The sequence below is a fragment of the uncultured Arcanobacterium sp. genome (assembly GCF_947253055.1).
Lineage (GTDB): Bacteria > Actinomycetota > Actinomycetes > Actinomycetales > Actinomycetaceae > Arcanobacterium_A.
The window spans coordinates 1-13740 of the sequence record NZ_CAMXYE010000038.1; the positions used below are offsets into that span (position 1 = coordinate 1).

Consider the following 13740-nt stretch of genomic DNA (forward strand, 5'->3'; position numbering starts at 1 on the left):
TAATCTGTGAAAAGTGAAAGACTTGCGCCAAAGAAGGTGGAACTAAAGTGGAAGCGATCAGCACTATCCCGCAGATAAACATACCTAAAGAAAGCAGGTGGTTAATGATTTTTTCACCCTGCACTATGCTGTATACCCGGTTACGCCGACTCGTTAAGTCATCTATGCTCACTAGCAGTGCTAAGAGCCAAGGCAATACATAATAAGCGATTCGGAATAATATGATTCCCAGCAAAAGCTTTTCCGTATTCACTCCCATTTCACTGAAAAGAGCAATTACGGTAACGTCGAAAGAACCGAGACCCGCTGGGAGCATGGAAATTAACCCGACGAGCGTGGCCGAAACATAGATGAAAATAGTAATACCGAGCCCGATTTCAGGAGCGAAAATACGGAGACAGGCCCAGAAAAATAAGGCCGCCGCTAGCCAATCGACTACTGAGCCAAAAGCCATTTCACATTTTTGCCGAAAATTTTGCTGGGCGAGGAGGCTGCGGGAAAGATCGATTTTACCAATTCGAATATGCTGCCCGAAAAAATAAAGCGGTATATAGATTCCCGCTGTGAGAGGCACAATCGCAAAAGCACCTTCCCAACGCACCGCGAGGGGAAGAGTGCAGAGTAATAGCAAAAATAGTCCCAGCAAATTAGCTGCCCACACTGCGAGGGTAATGCGCAGAGCTAATTTTTTATCTGCACCGGCGTGCTGGTAGCGGCGCGCGCGAATAGTGCCGCCGGTGAGTCCGCCCAGCCCGGCGAAGTTATTAAAAGCCTGCGCGACCCAGCCCGTGCGCAAAGCCTCCCGCATTGGAAGTTGCACAGAAAAGTGCCGCGCCGCAAATACGTCATAAAGCCCCGTAGCAGTGAAAGAGATGATTCCGAGGAATAAAAATCCAATTATTACGCCCGGGCGCTGCTCACGCAGAAGCATCTGCATATCTTTTCCAGATATAGAACGCAGCTCTCCTTGCGCCACAAAAATAACTGCCGCAATCATCACAATGTAAAATATGCGGATAAGTAGCTGCTTATGCGGAGCTAGGCGTTTTTTTAAGCGCATTAGACCCGAATCTTGGGCGGGCAGCGCTGCTGAAGAAATTTCTGCTTCAACTTCACTCATATAATTTAGAGTAGAATAATTCAGCGGCATAAACTATCGTGCAGAAGAATTTATCGAATTTTTAAGCCAGTTCACAGGTCAGGAGCCGTATGATTCCGCTCATTTCGCATCGTCTGCTATTACTTCTCGCAGCGGCCACTCTCCTAGCGGTAGCTTTAGCTGCTTGGCAGCTGGCAAAACGCCACAAAATACGGGTATTGCTTTGCCTGATATTAGCGGCGCTCCTCGGCACCTCTACAGTGGCGGCGCGCATCAATTTTGTAGGAAAATTTGTGCCCACGTGGGGAGATTTGTTTTCCTTAATCACTACCAGCAATGATTCTGAAAATGTGGTGCCCATAGCGGCGGCAAAAAAGGCGAACTACCACGCTGATTTTACTGAGGTAACTGATCGGAAAATTTGGGCAGAAAATCTAGGTGGAGAATTACTTGAAACCACTTTCCGCGGCCCTAATTCACAGATAGAAAATCGCGTATTCGTATGGGCACCTACCGGCTGGCAAAAAATGCAGAAGTTGCCGGTAGTAGAGTTTCTGCACGGATTCCCCGGTGCACCCGAAAAAGTACCACAGCAATTAGAATTAGGAAAAGGTATTTCTCAGCTGGTGCAAAACGGAAAGATACCGCCTTTGCTAGTAGTAATGCCTTTTTTGAATGCAGATGCACAAGCTCCTGATTGTGTAGATATAGCTGGCCGGCCGGCCGTCGGTACTTGGACTGCCCGCGATGTACCCGAACTTATTAAAGCCAATTTCCCGGCAGCTACCGATGCGCAGCATTGGACGCTCGGCGGAATATCGGCGGGAGCCTACTGCGCCGGCATACTCAGTATGCAAGAACCAAAAACTTTCGGAAGCACTTTTATATTTTCCGGATATGACCACCCACTGCTCGGAGGGCTAACTAACCCGCAATTGCAAAGTGAATATACGCTCACCAATATGTTGCAAAAAAGCGAAGCTATGAATATCTATGCGACAGCTGCCGGAGATGATACCGAAGCTATCCAGCTATTAAAAAATCTGCAAAACGCCGCGCGCTCACAGGATATAGTAGTCACTGATTACAGCAAAATGGGGGCGCATAATTGGGAGACGTGGGCCAAAGACTTTGCGCGCGCTCTGCCGTGGAAAGCTGATTTAGAGCAAGGCAAGGTGCATAGTTCTGAATTTACCAATAACTGGGAAATCCATAAAGTGGGGATTTGGTCTATTTTGGGAATTTTGGTGCTCTTAGCTCTCTGCTCGGGCATCTATATCGCTCGGCAATTACCTAAGCCCCGCCTCGCTCCCGAAAGCACCACTATTATTCGCCGCGGAGGAAGAAACTTGATGAATTACTTCCAATGCGGGGTATTTGCGGCAGCGCTTATGGGAGGAATTCTCTTATTAATAAACCGCTCCACTCAGACCGTAGGCGGTTTAACGGATATTTCGGCTCTGCTGGATCTACTCGGTCTCTAGGAAACCGGCACAGCCCACTGCCAAACCATCAGAGCCAATGCGCGCGCAAATCTTCTGCCGTACGTGGCGAGAGATCTTGCAAAGTTAAATCAAAAATAGTGAAAGCGCCGTGCTCCTGCCGCGCCGCTTTCCGCACTGCTGCGCGCGCCACCGCCACGGCTGCCGCCCCCGTGAATTCCGGATTGGAGTCTAATTCCAGTTGAAAAGTGATTCCGTGCTGCACATTTTCGGAAGTGGTGCCGCGGCGAATCACTATTCCTCCGTGCGGAATTCCGCTGTGCTCCGCCTGCAGTTCTTCCGCGCTAAGGAAATTTACAGTTACATCGTAATCCGCAAAATAATCCGGCATAGTGGCTATCTGCTGCGCAATTTTTTCTTTATCTGCTCCCGCTTCCACCACTACATAGCAAATACGCTTATGCATAGTGCGGGGCGTAAGTTCAACTTCTTTTCCCGCCTTTACTGCTGCCACTGTAGCTTCTACCGGCACGGTATATTGGCGTGCATCCACCACCCCGGGAATCCGGCGTATCGCATCTGAATGCCCTTGCGATACTCCCGGCCCCCAAAATGTAGTAGTTTTTCCCTGCGGCAGTACCGCATCGCCTAGCGCGCGGAGGAGAGAAAATAGCCCCGGATCCCAGCCGGCAGAGATAACTGCCGTGGTGCCGGCCTTTTCAGCAACCGCCGCCACCTGGGCAAAATGGGCCGGAATTTTTGCGTGGGTATCGAAAGAATCAACTACATTAAATTTTTCCGCTATTGCTGGCGTCTGCTGGCGCAAATCGGTAGCAGATCCACCACAATTTATTACCACATCTAGCTTCCCCGCATAGGAGTCTAGATCGGCGAGCGGCAATACGGGAGCTCCCTCGCTCTGAACTTGCTCCGGGGCACGCCGCGTGAAAATAGCTACACATTCCATATCGCTGGCCTGCGCTAAGGCTAGCTCCACCCCGCGCCCTAAATTACCGTACCCATTAATTGCCGCTTTAATCATAATGCTCTCCTCATTCCCCGATTTTATTTGTTACTACTTTGGCGCAAAATTTCTATTTCAACAAGCCCGCTAGCGATTTCTGCACTGCTGCCTCGACTTGCGAATAAGAATCTCCTTCATCCAGCGCTTTCATTCCTGCCTCCAATAGAGCAGCCGTAAGACGCGTATTTATATCTGCTCGCTCCGCATCTATTTGCTGCCAAAGTCTATGCACATATGCTACTACTCCATGGTGAAAATACTGCATACGTGGAGAATGAAAATTTCCCGGTAAATACTCTGAATCTAAATTAGAAGTAGCCGGCGGCGAGGCAGATAATTCTGAAGTAGCCGAGGTGGGGAGAGTGGGCGCAGCGGCCATTTTCCGCGCTCGAATCACCTGCATAAGCCAGGAATGCCCGGTTTCGGCTGCCAACTCTAGACTTGCTTGCGCAAATTCTTTTAGTTGCTGCTCTGGCACCGCCAAAGAATCTACTCTTTGCGCCACTTTTTCTTTCCATTGGCGCATATATCTTCCCACTACTTCGTCCCGTAAATCATCTACGGAAGTCACATAGCGATAAATAGAATTACGGGCAATCCCTACTTTTTTTGCCACCGCGCCCGCCGTCAATACCGCTGTATCGCTTTGCCGCAGAATAGACTCCGCCGCATCTATTAGCTGGGCGTGCATATTTTCCCGATGCTCTTTCACCGTAGATGCAGAAATTTTCGGCATTTACCCTCCCTATCTTTCTCCCTTATTCTAGCTTTCTCTATGAAAATAATAGCGGAGGAAGGCCCACCTAAAATTTCCCCGTTAGGCATCGCTGAAAAAACCTGCAAGAATAAAAGAATGGACTTTATGGAGTGGGCATTGCAAGTGGCGCGGGCACATCCGCAACTGCAGGACGCACTTATTACTGCAGATGGGGAGCAGCTTTCGATACTGCTCAACGACGGCCGCACCTTCACATTCCGCCCCGGGGCTCTTCTAGATAAAAACGATACCCAAGCCCGCCGCACCGAAATGCTTAATCAACTCATTTCCATCGGCATAAAACATGCCCAAAAAGATTCTCCGGCGGGCAGTGCCGAAAAAGAACTCACAGCCACTTCCACTAATCCGCCGCGGCGCATCCCCCAAGCCGATACTCCAGTTATGCCGATAGTGCGCGAAGCAGGATATTTTTTGCGCTCCCATCGCGGAGAAGACTCCATGGTGTACGTACCGCTCACCGATTTTATTGCCGTGGGATTGGCACACGATTTTCCCGATACTATTCAACCTATTTATTATTCTCAACTCGAAGAAGAAGGAATAGAAAGTGGGGATATTTTCCCTACCGCCGTGCTAAATCTGCGCCAGTTGACCACTACCCAAGCTCTCCCCTCCGAGTTCAACGCTCCGCCGAGCGACGGCGCAGAGTCTGCTGATTTTTCCGACCCGCAAGATCCGGACGCCGGAAACTTTCGCCAAGCTCTCGCCATCGGAATCACAAAAATGGCCGAAGCAGATGTGCTCAGTATTCTGCATCCACCCAACTACGAGCTTTCTTGGTTTTGCGATGTGGAGATAATGCAGCAACTAGCTGCCCAAGTATCTATGCATCGCCCTGCCGATATTCCGCTTTTTGTGCCGGCCACCCGTACCAATTTATTTATTGTATTCAGCGAGGATCCCCACTTGGCAGATTTTTTTGCCACGCTCGCCGCCGAGCAGGGAGCTACGAATGCCGTCTACCCCCTTCCGCACACTATCGCAGCTGATGGTTGGCGAGAGTGGGTGCCGCTGCCGGGAAGCCGCCTCTCCAAAATCCTAAGCGAGTTGCGCTACTATTACCGCTCCCGCAACTACCGCGAACAACTTAACTATATGGAGCGCTGGAGCAGCGAAAATAGCCTTAAATCTTATGATCTTTACACCACCGCAGCCGGCGAAAAAGTGACGGCGGCGCAGTGGAATGCTACAGATGAAACCGGCTCCGTACCAGATACAGAGTATCTCATTTTTCATCGCGATCCTTCTCCGCATCCATGGGACACCGAAGAACCTGTACATATTGCCTTACAATCACATATTGCCCGCGAACTGTGGCCAGCCGGATTCCAAAAAGATGAAAATGCCTGGCCACCTCGCTGGGAAATAAAAGGCTTCCCGGATTCCGCCACTTTAGCGAAATTCCGGGAAGCCGTAGATCGTATTATCTAAGCGCTTCACCTTACTGCTATTAGCGGAGGAAAACCCACCTAAAAATCACCTCGCTATGCAGCATTGAAAAAAACTGCAAAGATAAAAGAATGGAATTTATAGAGTGGGCATTGCAAGTAGCGCAGGCACATCCGCAACTGCAGGACGCCCTTATTACTACAAATGAAAAGCAGCTTTCAATACTGATGAAAGATGGCCACGCCTTCACATTACGCCTCGAAGCGATTTTGGATAAAAACGATACCCAAGCCCATCGCACCGAAATGCTCAATCACCTCATTTCTGCCGCGATAAAATATACGCAGAAGAATTCTTCCACAGCTCCTATCGAAAAAGCATGCATAATAGATCCTCTAGAAAATATACGGATTCTACCGGTAGTACAAGATGCAGGATATTTTTTAAACTCCTACTGCAATAGTGGAGAAGACTGCATGATACATATGCCGCTCACCGATTTTATTGGTATGGGTTTAGTATATGATTCCCCCAATCATGTTAAACCTATTTACTATTCCACGATTGAAGAAAATGAAACGGAAATCGGAGATTTTTTCTCTATTGCTATAGGGGATCTCCGCCGGCTATCCAATGTCCAGATTCTCAATGCCGATTCAGATACCACACTAGACAGAATAAAACTTGGCAAACCTTTTAAACTGAAGAATCCTAATAACCGCAAACTTCTCCAAAATATCTCCATGCAATTCCTTACAATCGCTGGAGCCCATGTACTCAGTATTGCATGCCCATCAAATTATGAACTTTCTTGGCTTTGTGATCTAGACATGATGCATCGCTTAGCTAAAAAATTATCTGCACACCAAACCTATAATATTCCGCTTTTTATACCAGTCACCAGCTCTGAATTATTAATCGTATTCAGCGAAAGCCCTTGCTTAGCAGATCTTTTTACAGAGTTAGCTGCCAGAGAAGAATACACAAATCTCCTTTATCCACTTCCGCACACTATCGCAGCTGATGGCTGGCGAGAATGGATACCGCTGCCGGGAAGCCGCCTCTCCAAAATCCTAAGCGAGTTGCGCTACTATTACCGCTCCCGCAACTACCGCGAACAACTTAACTATATGGAGCGCTGGAGCAGCGAAAATAGCCTTAAATCTTATGATCTTTACACCACCGCAGCCGGCGAAAAAGTGACGGCGGCGCAGTGGAATGCTACAGATGAAACCGGCTCCGTACCAGATACAGAGTATCTCATTTTTCATCGCGATCCTTCTCCGCATCCATGGGACACCGAAGAACCTGTACATATTGCCTTACAATCACATATTGCCCGCGAACTGTGGCCAGCCGGATTCCAAAAAGATGAAAATGCCTGGCCACCTCGCTGGGAAATAAAAGGCTTCCCGGATTCCGCCACTTTAGCGAAATTCCGGGAAGCCGTAGATCGTATTATCTAAGCGCTTCACCTTACTGCTATTAGCGGAGTGAAACGCTCTCGATTAATTTAGCCGTCAATTCCTTTGGCATAGGATTCACTCTCTTGCACATATTTTTCAGCCGAGCTGCCCGTACCTAAGGAACCCTTCGCGAGAGTATTGACGATGATTGCGATGGCGCCGTCGCCGGTCACATTGGTGGCGGTACCGAAAGAATCTACTGCCACGTACATAGCTACCATGATTCCGTACATTGGATCGGTGAAAGCCAAAATACCCTGCAGCACACCTTGCGCAGCGGTAATAGCTCCACCCGGCACACCAGGAGCAGCTACCATAATGATGCCCAGCATAAAGATAAATGCCGTCATCTTGGCTGGATCAGGAGTAATTCCCATCATGTACTGTAAAGCTAGGGCGAAAGCAGTGATCTTGATGGTGGAACCAGCTAAATGAATAGTGGCGCAGAGCGGAATTACGAAATCAGCAATTGCTGGCTGCACTCCATTGTTTCGAGCGCACCGCAAGGTGACCGGAATGGTGGCAGCAGAAGAAGCCGTGCCCAAAGCGGTAAAGTAAGCATCGCTCATTCCCCACAGTGCGGAAAGCGGGTTGCGCTTGGCCAGTATTCCGGCCAACGTATACTGCAGCAGCAGCATTACTACTGTAAGGATAAAAGCAAATACAATTACTTTCGCCATTACCACGATTACGTCTACGAACTGACCAGATTTCGACATATTTAAGAAAATGCCAAATACGTGTAGCGGCAGAAGCGGCACAATTGCTTTCGTAATCACAATCATGATTAGCTCGCGGAATTCCCGGAAGATATTCATTAATTTTTCTGCTCGCGCAGCCGTCATTCCTAGGCCAAGCACGAAAGCCAGTACCAGAGCCGTCATTACCCCAAATACTGGATCAATGGTGAAAGAAGGATCCATAAGGGAAGCGACCGCATTTTCCGGAGTAGCTAGGTCAGGCACTTGCTGGCCACTCAGCAGTGAAGGATAGAGCAGGCTGGCTATTCCCCAGGTGCCGAAACCGGCCACCATTGTGGAGCTATAAGCAATCACTACTGTGACTAGCAGCCACTTACCACCGCTCTTTCCCAGCTCGAAAATTGCCGGCGTCACCAGGCCAGTAATAATCAATGGAACTACGAAAGAAAGGAATTTTCCAAAAATATCGTTAAAGGTAGCAAAAGGTACAATCGCCCACGTTGGCAATATCTGCCCGAGCAGAGCACCTAAGATTATTGCCAAAACTACCCAAAAGAGCAGTGTTCGCAGCATATTCTTCCAAAAGCTGACTTTTTCTTTCTGCTCATTAGCCATATACTTCTTCCTCCCCATTATCCGGAAGTTCTTATATTTTTGCAGCTATGCTACTCGGCTCAACACTGGCGTTAAGCACAAATATGGCACAAGCTTACAACTATCTACAGGGAAAACGGAAATTATTTTTCGAAAAAATACGTCTTTAATGTGAAAATGAGCGTTCCCCATAAAAATTCGCTAAAGTTTTAGCTTTAAAGTCCCAATAGTAGCCACCTGCTATAGCTTGCCGTACGTTTTCCACTAGTTGCACAGTGAAGTATTCGTTGTGAATAGTGGCGAGAGTCGAGCTGAGCATCTCTTTCGCCTTAAAGAGATGGCGCAAATAGGCTTTAGAGTAGTGGGTGCAGGTGTAACAGGCACAACCCTCCACTACCGGAGAAAAATCAGCTTTAAATTCCGCACGCGTCACGTTGAATCTTCCGTAAGGGCTGTAAATAGCAGAGTTACGGGCAACCCGCGAAGGATTTACGCAATCGAAAGTATCGATTCCCGCTTCAACTGCCTGGAAAATATCATCTGGCTCTGAAATTCCCAATAAATGCCGCGATTTTTCTTCTGGTAACTCCTCGCAAACCCATCCGACTATACGCCCTAGATTCTCTTTTTCTAAAGCTCCGCCGATACCAAAACCATCAAAAGACTGCCCTTCAATACACATTTTTCCTAGATCGCGCGCCGCTTTGCGGCGTAAATCTTCATATTGTGCACCTTGAATCACTCCGAAGAGCTGCTGATAAGGTTTACCGACCCGCTCCTCCGTCAATTTTTTATGTGCCGCGAGGCAGCGTTCCGCCCACAAGCGCGTACGCTCCAGAGATTCTTCCTGGTAACGCCGAGAATTAAGTAAGGTAGTCAACTCGTCGAAAGCAAAAATAATATCTGCTCCGAGCTGATGTTGAATCTGCATAGAGATTTCTGGAGTGAAACGGTGACGGACGCCGTTCAGATGCGAGCGAAACCAGACTCCGTCCGCATCTACATTGGCTAGACGTTCTTTATTAGCAGCAGTGGCATCATCGGCTACCGTCTTTCCCGAGAATTCTTCGGAAAGTACCTTCTTGAATCCCGCACCTAAGCTCATCACTTGGAAACCGCCCGAATCAGTGTAAGTAGGCCCCGGCCAGTTCATAAACTTTCCTAATCCACCGGCTGCATCGAGAATTTCTGCGCCCGGCTGCAGGTAAAGGTGGTAGGCATTAGCGAGTACTGCTTGGGCACCGGTAGCGGCAATAGATTCGGGCAGTACTGCTTTTACACTCGCTTTCGTGCCCACCGGTATAAAAGCCGGCGTCTGAATATCTCCGTGTGGAGTGTGAATTACGCCGGTACGCCCGAGAGATTTTTCCTTACCAGCCGCCGAAGTGAGCCGGGAAATTATTTCAAATGTCATTTTTACCGCCGCTGCTTTTATTTACCAGCTGCTTCTCCTTTATTTACCAGCTTTTTTACCAGCTGCTTCTCCCGCATTTGCCGGCGCCGAGGCGGACGTAGATTCTTGCTGGTAGCTCACTTCGTAGCGCTTCACAGCTGCAATTACTAAATACGTAATAGGTAAGAGCACTACCTCTATCAATACTTTGTAGATATAGCCGGTAAAGAGCAGGTTGAGGATGGTACCCCAATTAATTACTCCGATCCACGCGATTATGCAGAAAAGTGCCGTATCGGCTAGTTCTCCCACTGCTGTGGAGCTAATAAGGCGAATCCAGAGCTTATCATTGCCGAAATTATTTTTTATGTGCACCAGCACCCAGGAATTGAGCAATTGCCCTGCGAGATATCCGCAGAGTGAAGCGACCACAAAACGCGGCACTACTCCCAGCACCGCAGTGAAAGCAGCTTGCCCCGTATAAGAAGGATCAGCTGGTGCCCAAATAACTAACCAGAATATACAAGAGGCCAAAATAGATACGAAAAATCCGAGGAAAATAGCGCGACTGGCTTTTTTGAATCCATAAACTTCCGAAAGAATATCACCGATTATGTAGGTAAAAGGGAAGAGGATAGCTCCGCCGTCGAATACTAGTGGGCCTATTCCGATTAGTTTCGTGGCGCCAATATTCGATATAAGCAGAAAAGATACAAAAAATACGGCAAAAATATCGTACATGGAGTACTGCCGAGCTGCTGCTGGCAAAAATTTTAACTTACCCATAATCCCTCCGGTGGTGTACATAAATTTTCTCTAAAATCGCAGACTGCGAATTTTTGCCTGGCGCTGCCACCACCGAGGCTCTTGCGTTAAGAATTCTAAACGGGAAATTTGCCGCCGGCAAGCCCGCCAGTAAACTCAGCTTTTTTGTGCAGTTTTCCGCAGGTTTCTATCCGGATTTTCGCCCGCTTTCCTAATAAATTTTCCGCGCAGTCTTACTCGGCGCTGGCCGGCGAGGAACCGCCATAAACTTTCTTCACGTAGGAGCAAGCAGGCACAATAGTATGCTCTCCCAATTCTTCTTCATAGGCGAGCGCCTGCTGCACCAGATTGCGCGCAATTCCCTGCCCCCGATATTCTTGCCGGAGAGACGTATGGGTAAAAATAATGGAATCATCTAGATACTCGTAGCTGAGATAGCCAATAATTTCTCCATCCTTTAGCTTTACTTCCCACTGCCCGGCGGGGGCGTTGTGCACAATGCGATACTCCGGCTTTGCTACTGCTTTTTCCATGCCTGCTTCTCCTCATTCCTTCTTATATTAAGTAAGTATTCTTATCACGGTTTGCTTATCTACTGGCGATACCTCTTCCGTAATCACCATTTTCTCTCCACCACTTTCTAAAGTTTGCCCAGGTAAGAGATAGGATTCACCACTAATAAGATAATTAGTAATCTCTGCGAGTATTTGATAGACGGCAGAGGCAGATTTCGAAGTTTCGCGAATTTCTATATCTAGATGTCCGAAGAGTGGTAAACCATAGGTGCGCCCCCAGCTGAGATCGATTTCTTGGGTACGGATATTTATCCAAAGCGGGAGCGGAATTTTACCGGCACGCAGCAATCCACTTAGTTCCGTTACCATCTGTGGAGGCTGCACTATTCCCATTTCCGAACGGAAAATTCCCACCGCAGCGGCTTCCCGCATGAGCGCATCCGCCAACTGCGTAGCTACGAAGTGGGCACTTAGCATACGTTTCCGCCGGCGAATTTCAGGAATTTGGCTAAGAAAAGCACTTTCATTTGCTAATTGCCCCGCAGCCGCTTCTTTAGCCGGAGCATAGAGAGTGACGGGGACTTGAAATATATGCTCTGGGAGCTGCGCCTTTTCTAGGCTCAAGGGAGTATTTACTGGGCTCATAGCCACGTGTACACCTTGCCACGTAAAATCGAGGATACTTCCAGCCGGATGATTTTCTCCGGCGGGCACCTGCTGCCACTGGCCGGAAATATCTAAGCCCCAGAGGGCGTTGAGCTGCTCTAAGACGCGATCTAAATCTATCGGGGCAGAAAAAAGTGCCACATATGAAAAAATTTCCGGAGCGCGCGGGTGCAGCGCCGATATGCCGAGCTGTTCCATAATACGTATTTTAACCTATGGAAACTTACGCCAATAAGATAGAAATTTATGCTAGTAAATTGCGCTACTGAATTGCGCCAACAAAAAAGACCGGCAAGAGCACAGCAAACCCCCGCCGGTCTGGCAATACCAGCGTTTTATCACTCACCCGATAAAACGCCACACTGCCTACGATTGCTACTTTCCTAAAGAGTAAGAAAGAGAATCTTGAGATTTAGTTTGTACCTCTAATTTACCACGTCTAAGTATTTCTTCCTATTTACCCGCATTATTCCGTTAATTTTCATAATTAATAAAAAAGAGCGCAGTCTAAGAGTGCAATCTTTCCGAAAATCTTTCTAAGAAAAACTACTTCTCCAAAAAATAGCACGCCAAAAGCGGTTGGAAAATAGCCGTTTGAAAACCGCCTAAAGGTAGAGGTGGCAGTAATTAACTCAGGCAGAAAAATCTAAGAAACGCGGACCGCGCTGTGCTAGCTCCGTCCGAAAAGCAGTATCCCACTCCAACCACGGCTCTTTGGAAAGATAATCATTCGTAAAGCGCAGATCCCCCGTCACTTCGGTGCGGCAGAAATCAGGGATCTCTAGATTGGTGACCGGAGAAGTGCGTTCACATTCCGCCACGATTAGCCCCTGATTCTGGCCATAAAAGACGTCAAACTCCCAACCATCTTCTTGCAGCCACAGTGAATAGCGCTTTTTTACCACTAAATTTGCCGAGCGTTGCAAAATCTGCACCGCTACGTCTTGATTTATCTCCGTTTCTAATTCGTAACGCTCCCCGCTGACGGGAGGAGATTTTACAGCTAAAGTGCTAGCCACACTGTGCTCTGCAAAATTCCCCGCCAAAAGCTCCGCCAATACCCGCCGTTCATAAGCACCTACTAAATCAGAGCGGGCATCAAATTCCGGAAATACAAAATCTTCACAAGTAGCGGCGCGGAAAGCGAGCCGCACTCGAATAGCGTAACCAGCCTCTGCGAATACATAAGATTGTAAAATAATTTGCTGCGAGCCGTGCTGGCGCACCACGGCCGGCAGCTGCTCCACCCAGAATTTTCTTTCAAATTCAAAAGGGAACTCTGCGCGCCCACTGGCAGTTAAGTCTGCGTATTCGTCATAGTCGCCTGAAGGCATATTCGATATATCCATACTCAATCCCCTGCTTGCACTCTTACCCGCTTGCGCCCTTCCTTACCCAGAATAGCCTCCCCTTTTTACCTTGCGAAATATAACACCCACAGAAAGGCAATCTGTCGCTCTCCCCCGCGCCTGCCGAAATTTTTAGTAGTATACAAAATAAAGATAAAAATTCCCTCCCGCGGCCAGCTGCTTCATATCTGCAGCAGTCAGCCCGTTCTGAAAAGGTGAAACTATGGATATGCCTGCTAACCCAGCAAAAACTCCAAATAAAAACAAAAAAAGCCTGGCTATAGGCATTGCCATTATTGCTTTAGCAGCTGCGGTGATTATTATTGTCTTGCTCGCCCGCCCCGAAAATAAAGCGGAGCAAACTGAATCTCCCGCTGCTGCCCAAGAATCAAATCCCGCGCAATCGGAGCCTAATTCCCCAGCCGAAGCTGCTGGTCCAAAAGAAATTTCCCCGCAGGCAAAGGCAATAATTGACGAAACGCAGCGGCGCGATAAGAGCGATATGCGCGCTAAAGGTAGCCTAGATGCTCCGGTAGTGGTATCAATTTTTGCCGATTTC

Annotated in this window: 12 protein-coding genes and 1 pseudogene; 4 read left to right on the forward strand and 9 right to left on the reverse strand. The window is 48.3% G+C overall.

What is annotated here, in order from left to right:
- The coding region (locus Q0X35_RS03695) for a lysylphosphatidylglycerol synthase domain-containing protein (protein ID WP_297565575.1) at positions 1–1120 on the reverse strand (1120 nt) is incomplete at its 3' end.
- 89 nt (positions 1121–1209) lie between these two features.
- On the opposite strand from Q0X35_RS03695, the gene Q0X35_RS03700 reads away from it, so the two are divergent.
- A complete protein-coding gene (locus Q0X35_RS03700) occupies positions 1210–2583 on the forward strand; it encodes an esterase family protein (protein WP_297565578.1) in 1374 nt (457 codons plus the stop codon).
- A gap of 28 nt (positions 2584–2611) precedes the next feature.
- On the opposite strand, the gene Q0X35_RS03705 is transcribed toward Q0X35_RS03700, so the two are convergent.
- Positions 2612–3583 carry a diaminopimelate dehydrogenase gene (locus Q0X35_RS03705; RefSeq protein ID WP_297565581.1) on the reverse strand — a complete coding sequence of 324 codons (972 nt, stop codon included), beginning with the start codon at positions 3581–3583 and terminating at the stop codon, positions 2612–2614.
- Between the two features lie 52 nt (positions 3584–3635).
- Positions 3636–4301: a TetR/AcrR family transcriptional regulator gene (locus tag Q0X35_RS03710; RefSeq protein ID WP_297565584.1), complete on the reverse strand. Its 666-nt coding sequence runs from the start codon at positions 4299–4301 to the stop codon at positions 3636–3638.
- A gap of 117 nt (positions 4302–4418) precedes the next feature.
- Here Q0X35_RS03710 and Q0X35_RS03715 point away from each other — a divergent pair, with 117 nt between their 5' ends.
- Both Q0X35_RS03715 and Q0X35_RS03720 read left to right on the forward strand, forming a co-directional pair.
- Positions 4419–5774 carry a hypothetical protein gene (locus tag Q0X35_RS03715; protein WP_297565587.1) on the forward strand — a complete coding sequence of 452 codons (1356 nt, stop codon included), beginning with the start codon at positions 4419–4421 and terminating at the stop codon, positions 5772–5774.
- 89 nt (positions 5775–5863) lie between these two features.
- Positions 5864–7198: a hypothetical protein gene (locus Q0X35_RS03720; RefSeq protein ID WP_297565590.1), complete on the forward strand. Its 1335-nt coding sequence runs from the start codon at positions 5864–5866 to the stop codon at positions 7196–7198.
- Positions 7199–7245: 47 nt separating this feature from the next.
- Here Q0X35_RS03720 and Q0X35_RS03725 read toward each other — a convergent pair whose 3' ends face one another.
- The 6 genes from Q0X35_RS03725 to Q0X35_RS03750 form a co-directional block, all read right to left on the reverse strand.
- Positions 7246–8514 carry a dicarboxylate/amino acid:cation symporter gene (locus tag Q0X35_RS03725; RefSeq protein ID WP_297565593.1) on the reverse strand — a complete coding sequence of 423 codons (1269 nt, stop codon included), beginning with the start codon at positions 8512–8514 and terminating at the stop codon, positions 7246–7248.
- Between the two features lie 145 nt (positions 8515–8659).
- Positions 8660–9907: a tRNA guanosine(34) transglycosylase Tgt gene (tgt, locus tag Q0X35_RS03730; RefSeq protein WP_297565595.1), complete on the reverse strand. Its 1248-nt coding sequence runs from the start codon at positions 9905–9907 to the stop codon at positions 8660–8662.
- 39 nt (positions 9908–9946) lie between these two features.
- A complete protein-coding gene (locus tag Q0X35_RS03735) occupies positions 9947–10672 on the reverse strand; it encodes a queuosine precursor transporter (RefSeq protein ID WP_297565605.1) in 726 nt (241 codons plus the stop codon).
- A gap of 212 nt (positions 10673–10884) precedes the next feature.
- Positions 10885–11184: a GNAT family N-acetyltransferase gene (locus Q0X35_RS03740; protein WP_297565598.1), complete on the reverse strand. Its 300-nt coding sequence runs from the start codon at positions 11182–11184 to the stop codon at positions 10885–10887.
- Positions 11185–11211: 27 nt separating this feature from the next.
- Complete coding sequence (locus tag Q0X35_RS03745; protein WP_297565600.1) at positions 11212–12030, reverse strand: DUF4261 domain-containing protein; 819 nt, start codon at positions 12028–12030, stop codon at positions 11212–11214.
- 434 nt (positions 12031–12464) lie between these two features.
- The gene (locus tag Q0X35_RS03750) at positions 12465–13181 is read right to left on the reverse strand and encodes an adenylate cyclase (protein WP_297565602.1); all 717 of its coding nucleotides are present in this window, start codon (positions 13179–13181) and stop codon (positions 12465–12467) included.
- Between the two features lie 223 nt (positions 13182–13404).
- Between Q0X35_RS03750 and Q0X35_RS03755 the strand changes: the two are divergent.
- A pseudogene (locus tag Q0X35_RS03755) lies at positions 13405–13740 on the forward strand (hypothetical protein); the annotation flags it as partial.

What these genes read in the sequence shown, in the direction of transcription:
- Q0X35_RS03715 (WP_297565587.1), top strand. Translation starts at nt 4,419, where the DNA reads ATGGACTTTATGGAGTGGGCATTGCAAGTGGCGCGGGCACATCCGCAA.
- Q0X35_RS03750 (WP_297565602.1), bottom strand. Translation starts at nt 13,181, where the DNA reads ATGGATATATCGAATATGCCTTCAGGCGACTATGACGAATACGCAGAC.
- Q0X35_RS03710 (WP_297565584.1), bottom strand. Translation starts at nt 4,301, where the DNA reads ATGCCGAAAATTTCTGCATCTACGGTGAAAGAGCATCGGGAAAATATG.
- Q0X35_RS03725 (WP_297565593.1), bottom strand. Translation starts at nt 8,514, where the DNA reads ATGGCTAATGAGCAGAAAGAAAAAGTCAGCTTTTGGAAGAATATGCTG.
- Q0X35_RS03720 (WP_297565590.1), top strand. Translation starts at nt 5,864, where the DNA reads ATGGAATTTATAGAGTGGGCATTGCAAGTAGCGCAGGCACATCCGCAA.
- Q0X35_RS03745 (WP_297565600.1), bottom strand. Translation starts at nt 12,030, where the DNA reads ATGGAACAGCTCGGCATATCGGCGCTGCACCCGCGCGCTCCGGAAATT.
- Q0X35_RS03740 (WP_297565598.1), bottom strand. Translation starts at nt 11,184, where the DNA reads ATGGAAAAAGCAGTAGCAAAGCCGGAGTATCGCATTGTGCACAACGCC.
- Q0X35_RS03735 (WP_297565605.1), bottom strand. Translation starts at nt 10,672, where the DNA reads ATGGGTAAGTTAAAATTTTTGCCAGCAGCAGCTCGGCAGTACTCCATG.
- Q0X35_RS03700 (WP_297565578.1), top strand. Translation starts at nt 1,210, where the DNA reads ATGATTCCGCTCATTTCGCATCGTCTGCTATTACTTCTCGCAGCGGCC.
- tgt (WP_297565595.1), bottom strand. Translation starts at nt 9,907, where the DNA reads ATGACATTTGAAATAATTTCCCGGCTCACTTCGGCGGCTGGTAAGGAA.
- Q0X35_RS03705 (WP_297565581.1), bottom strand. Translation starts at nt 3,583, where the DNA reads ATGATTAAAGCGGCAATTAATGGGTACGGTAATTTAGGGCGCGGGGTG.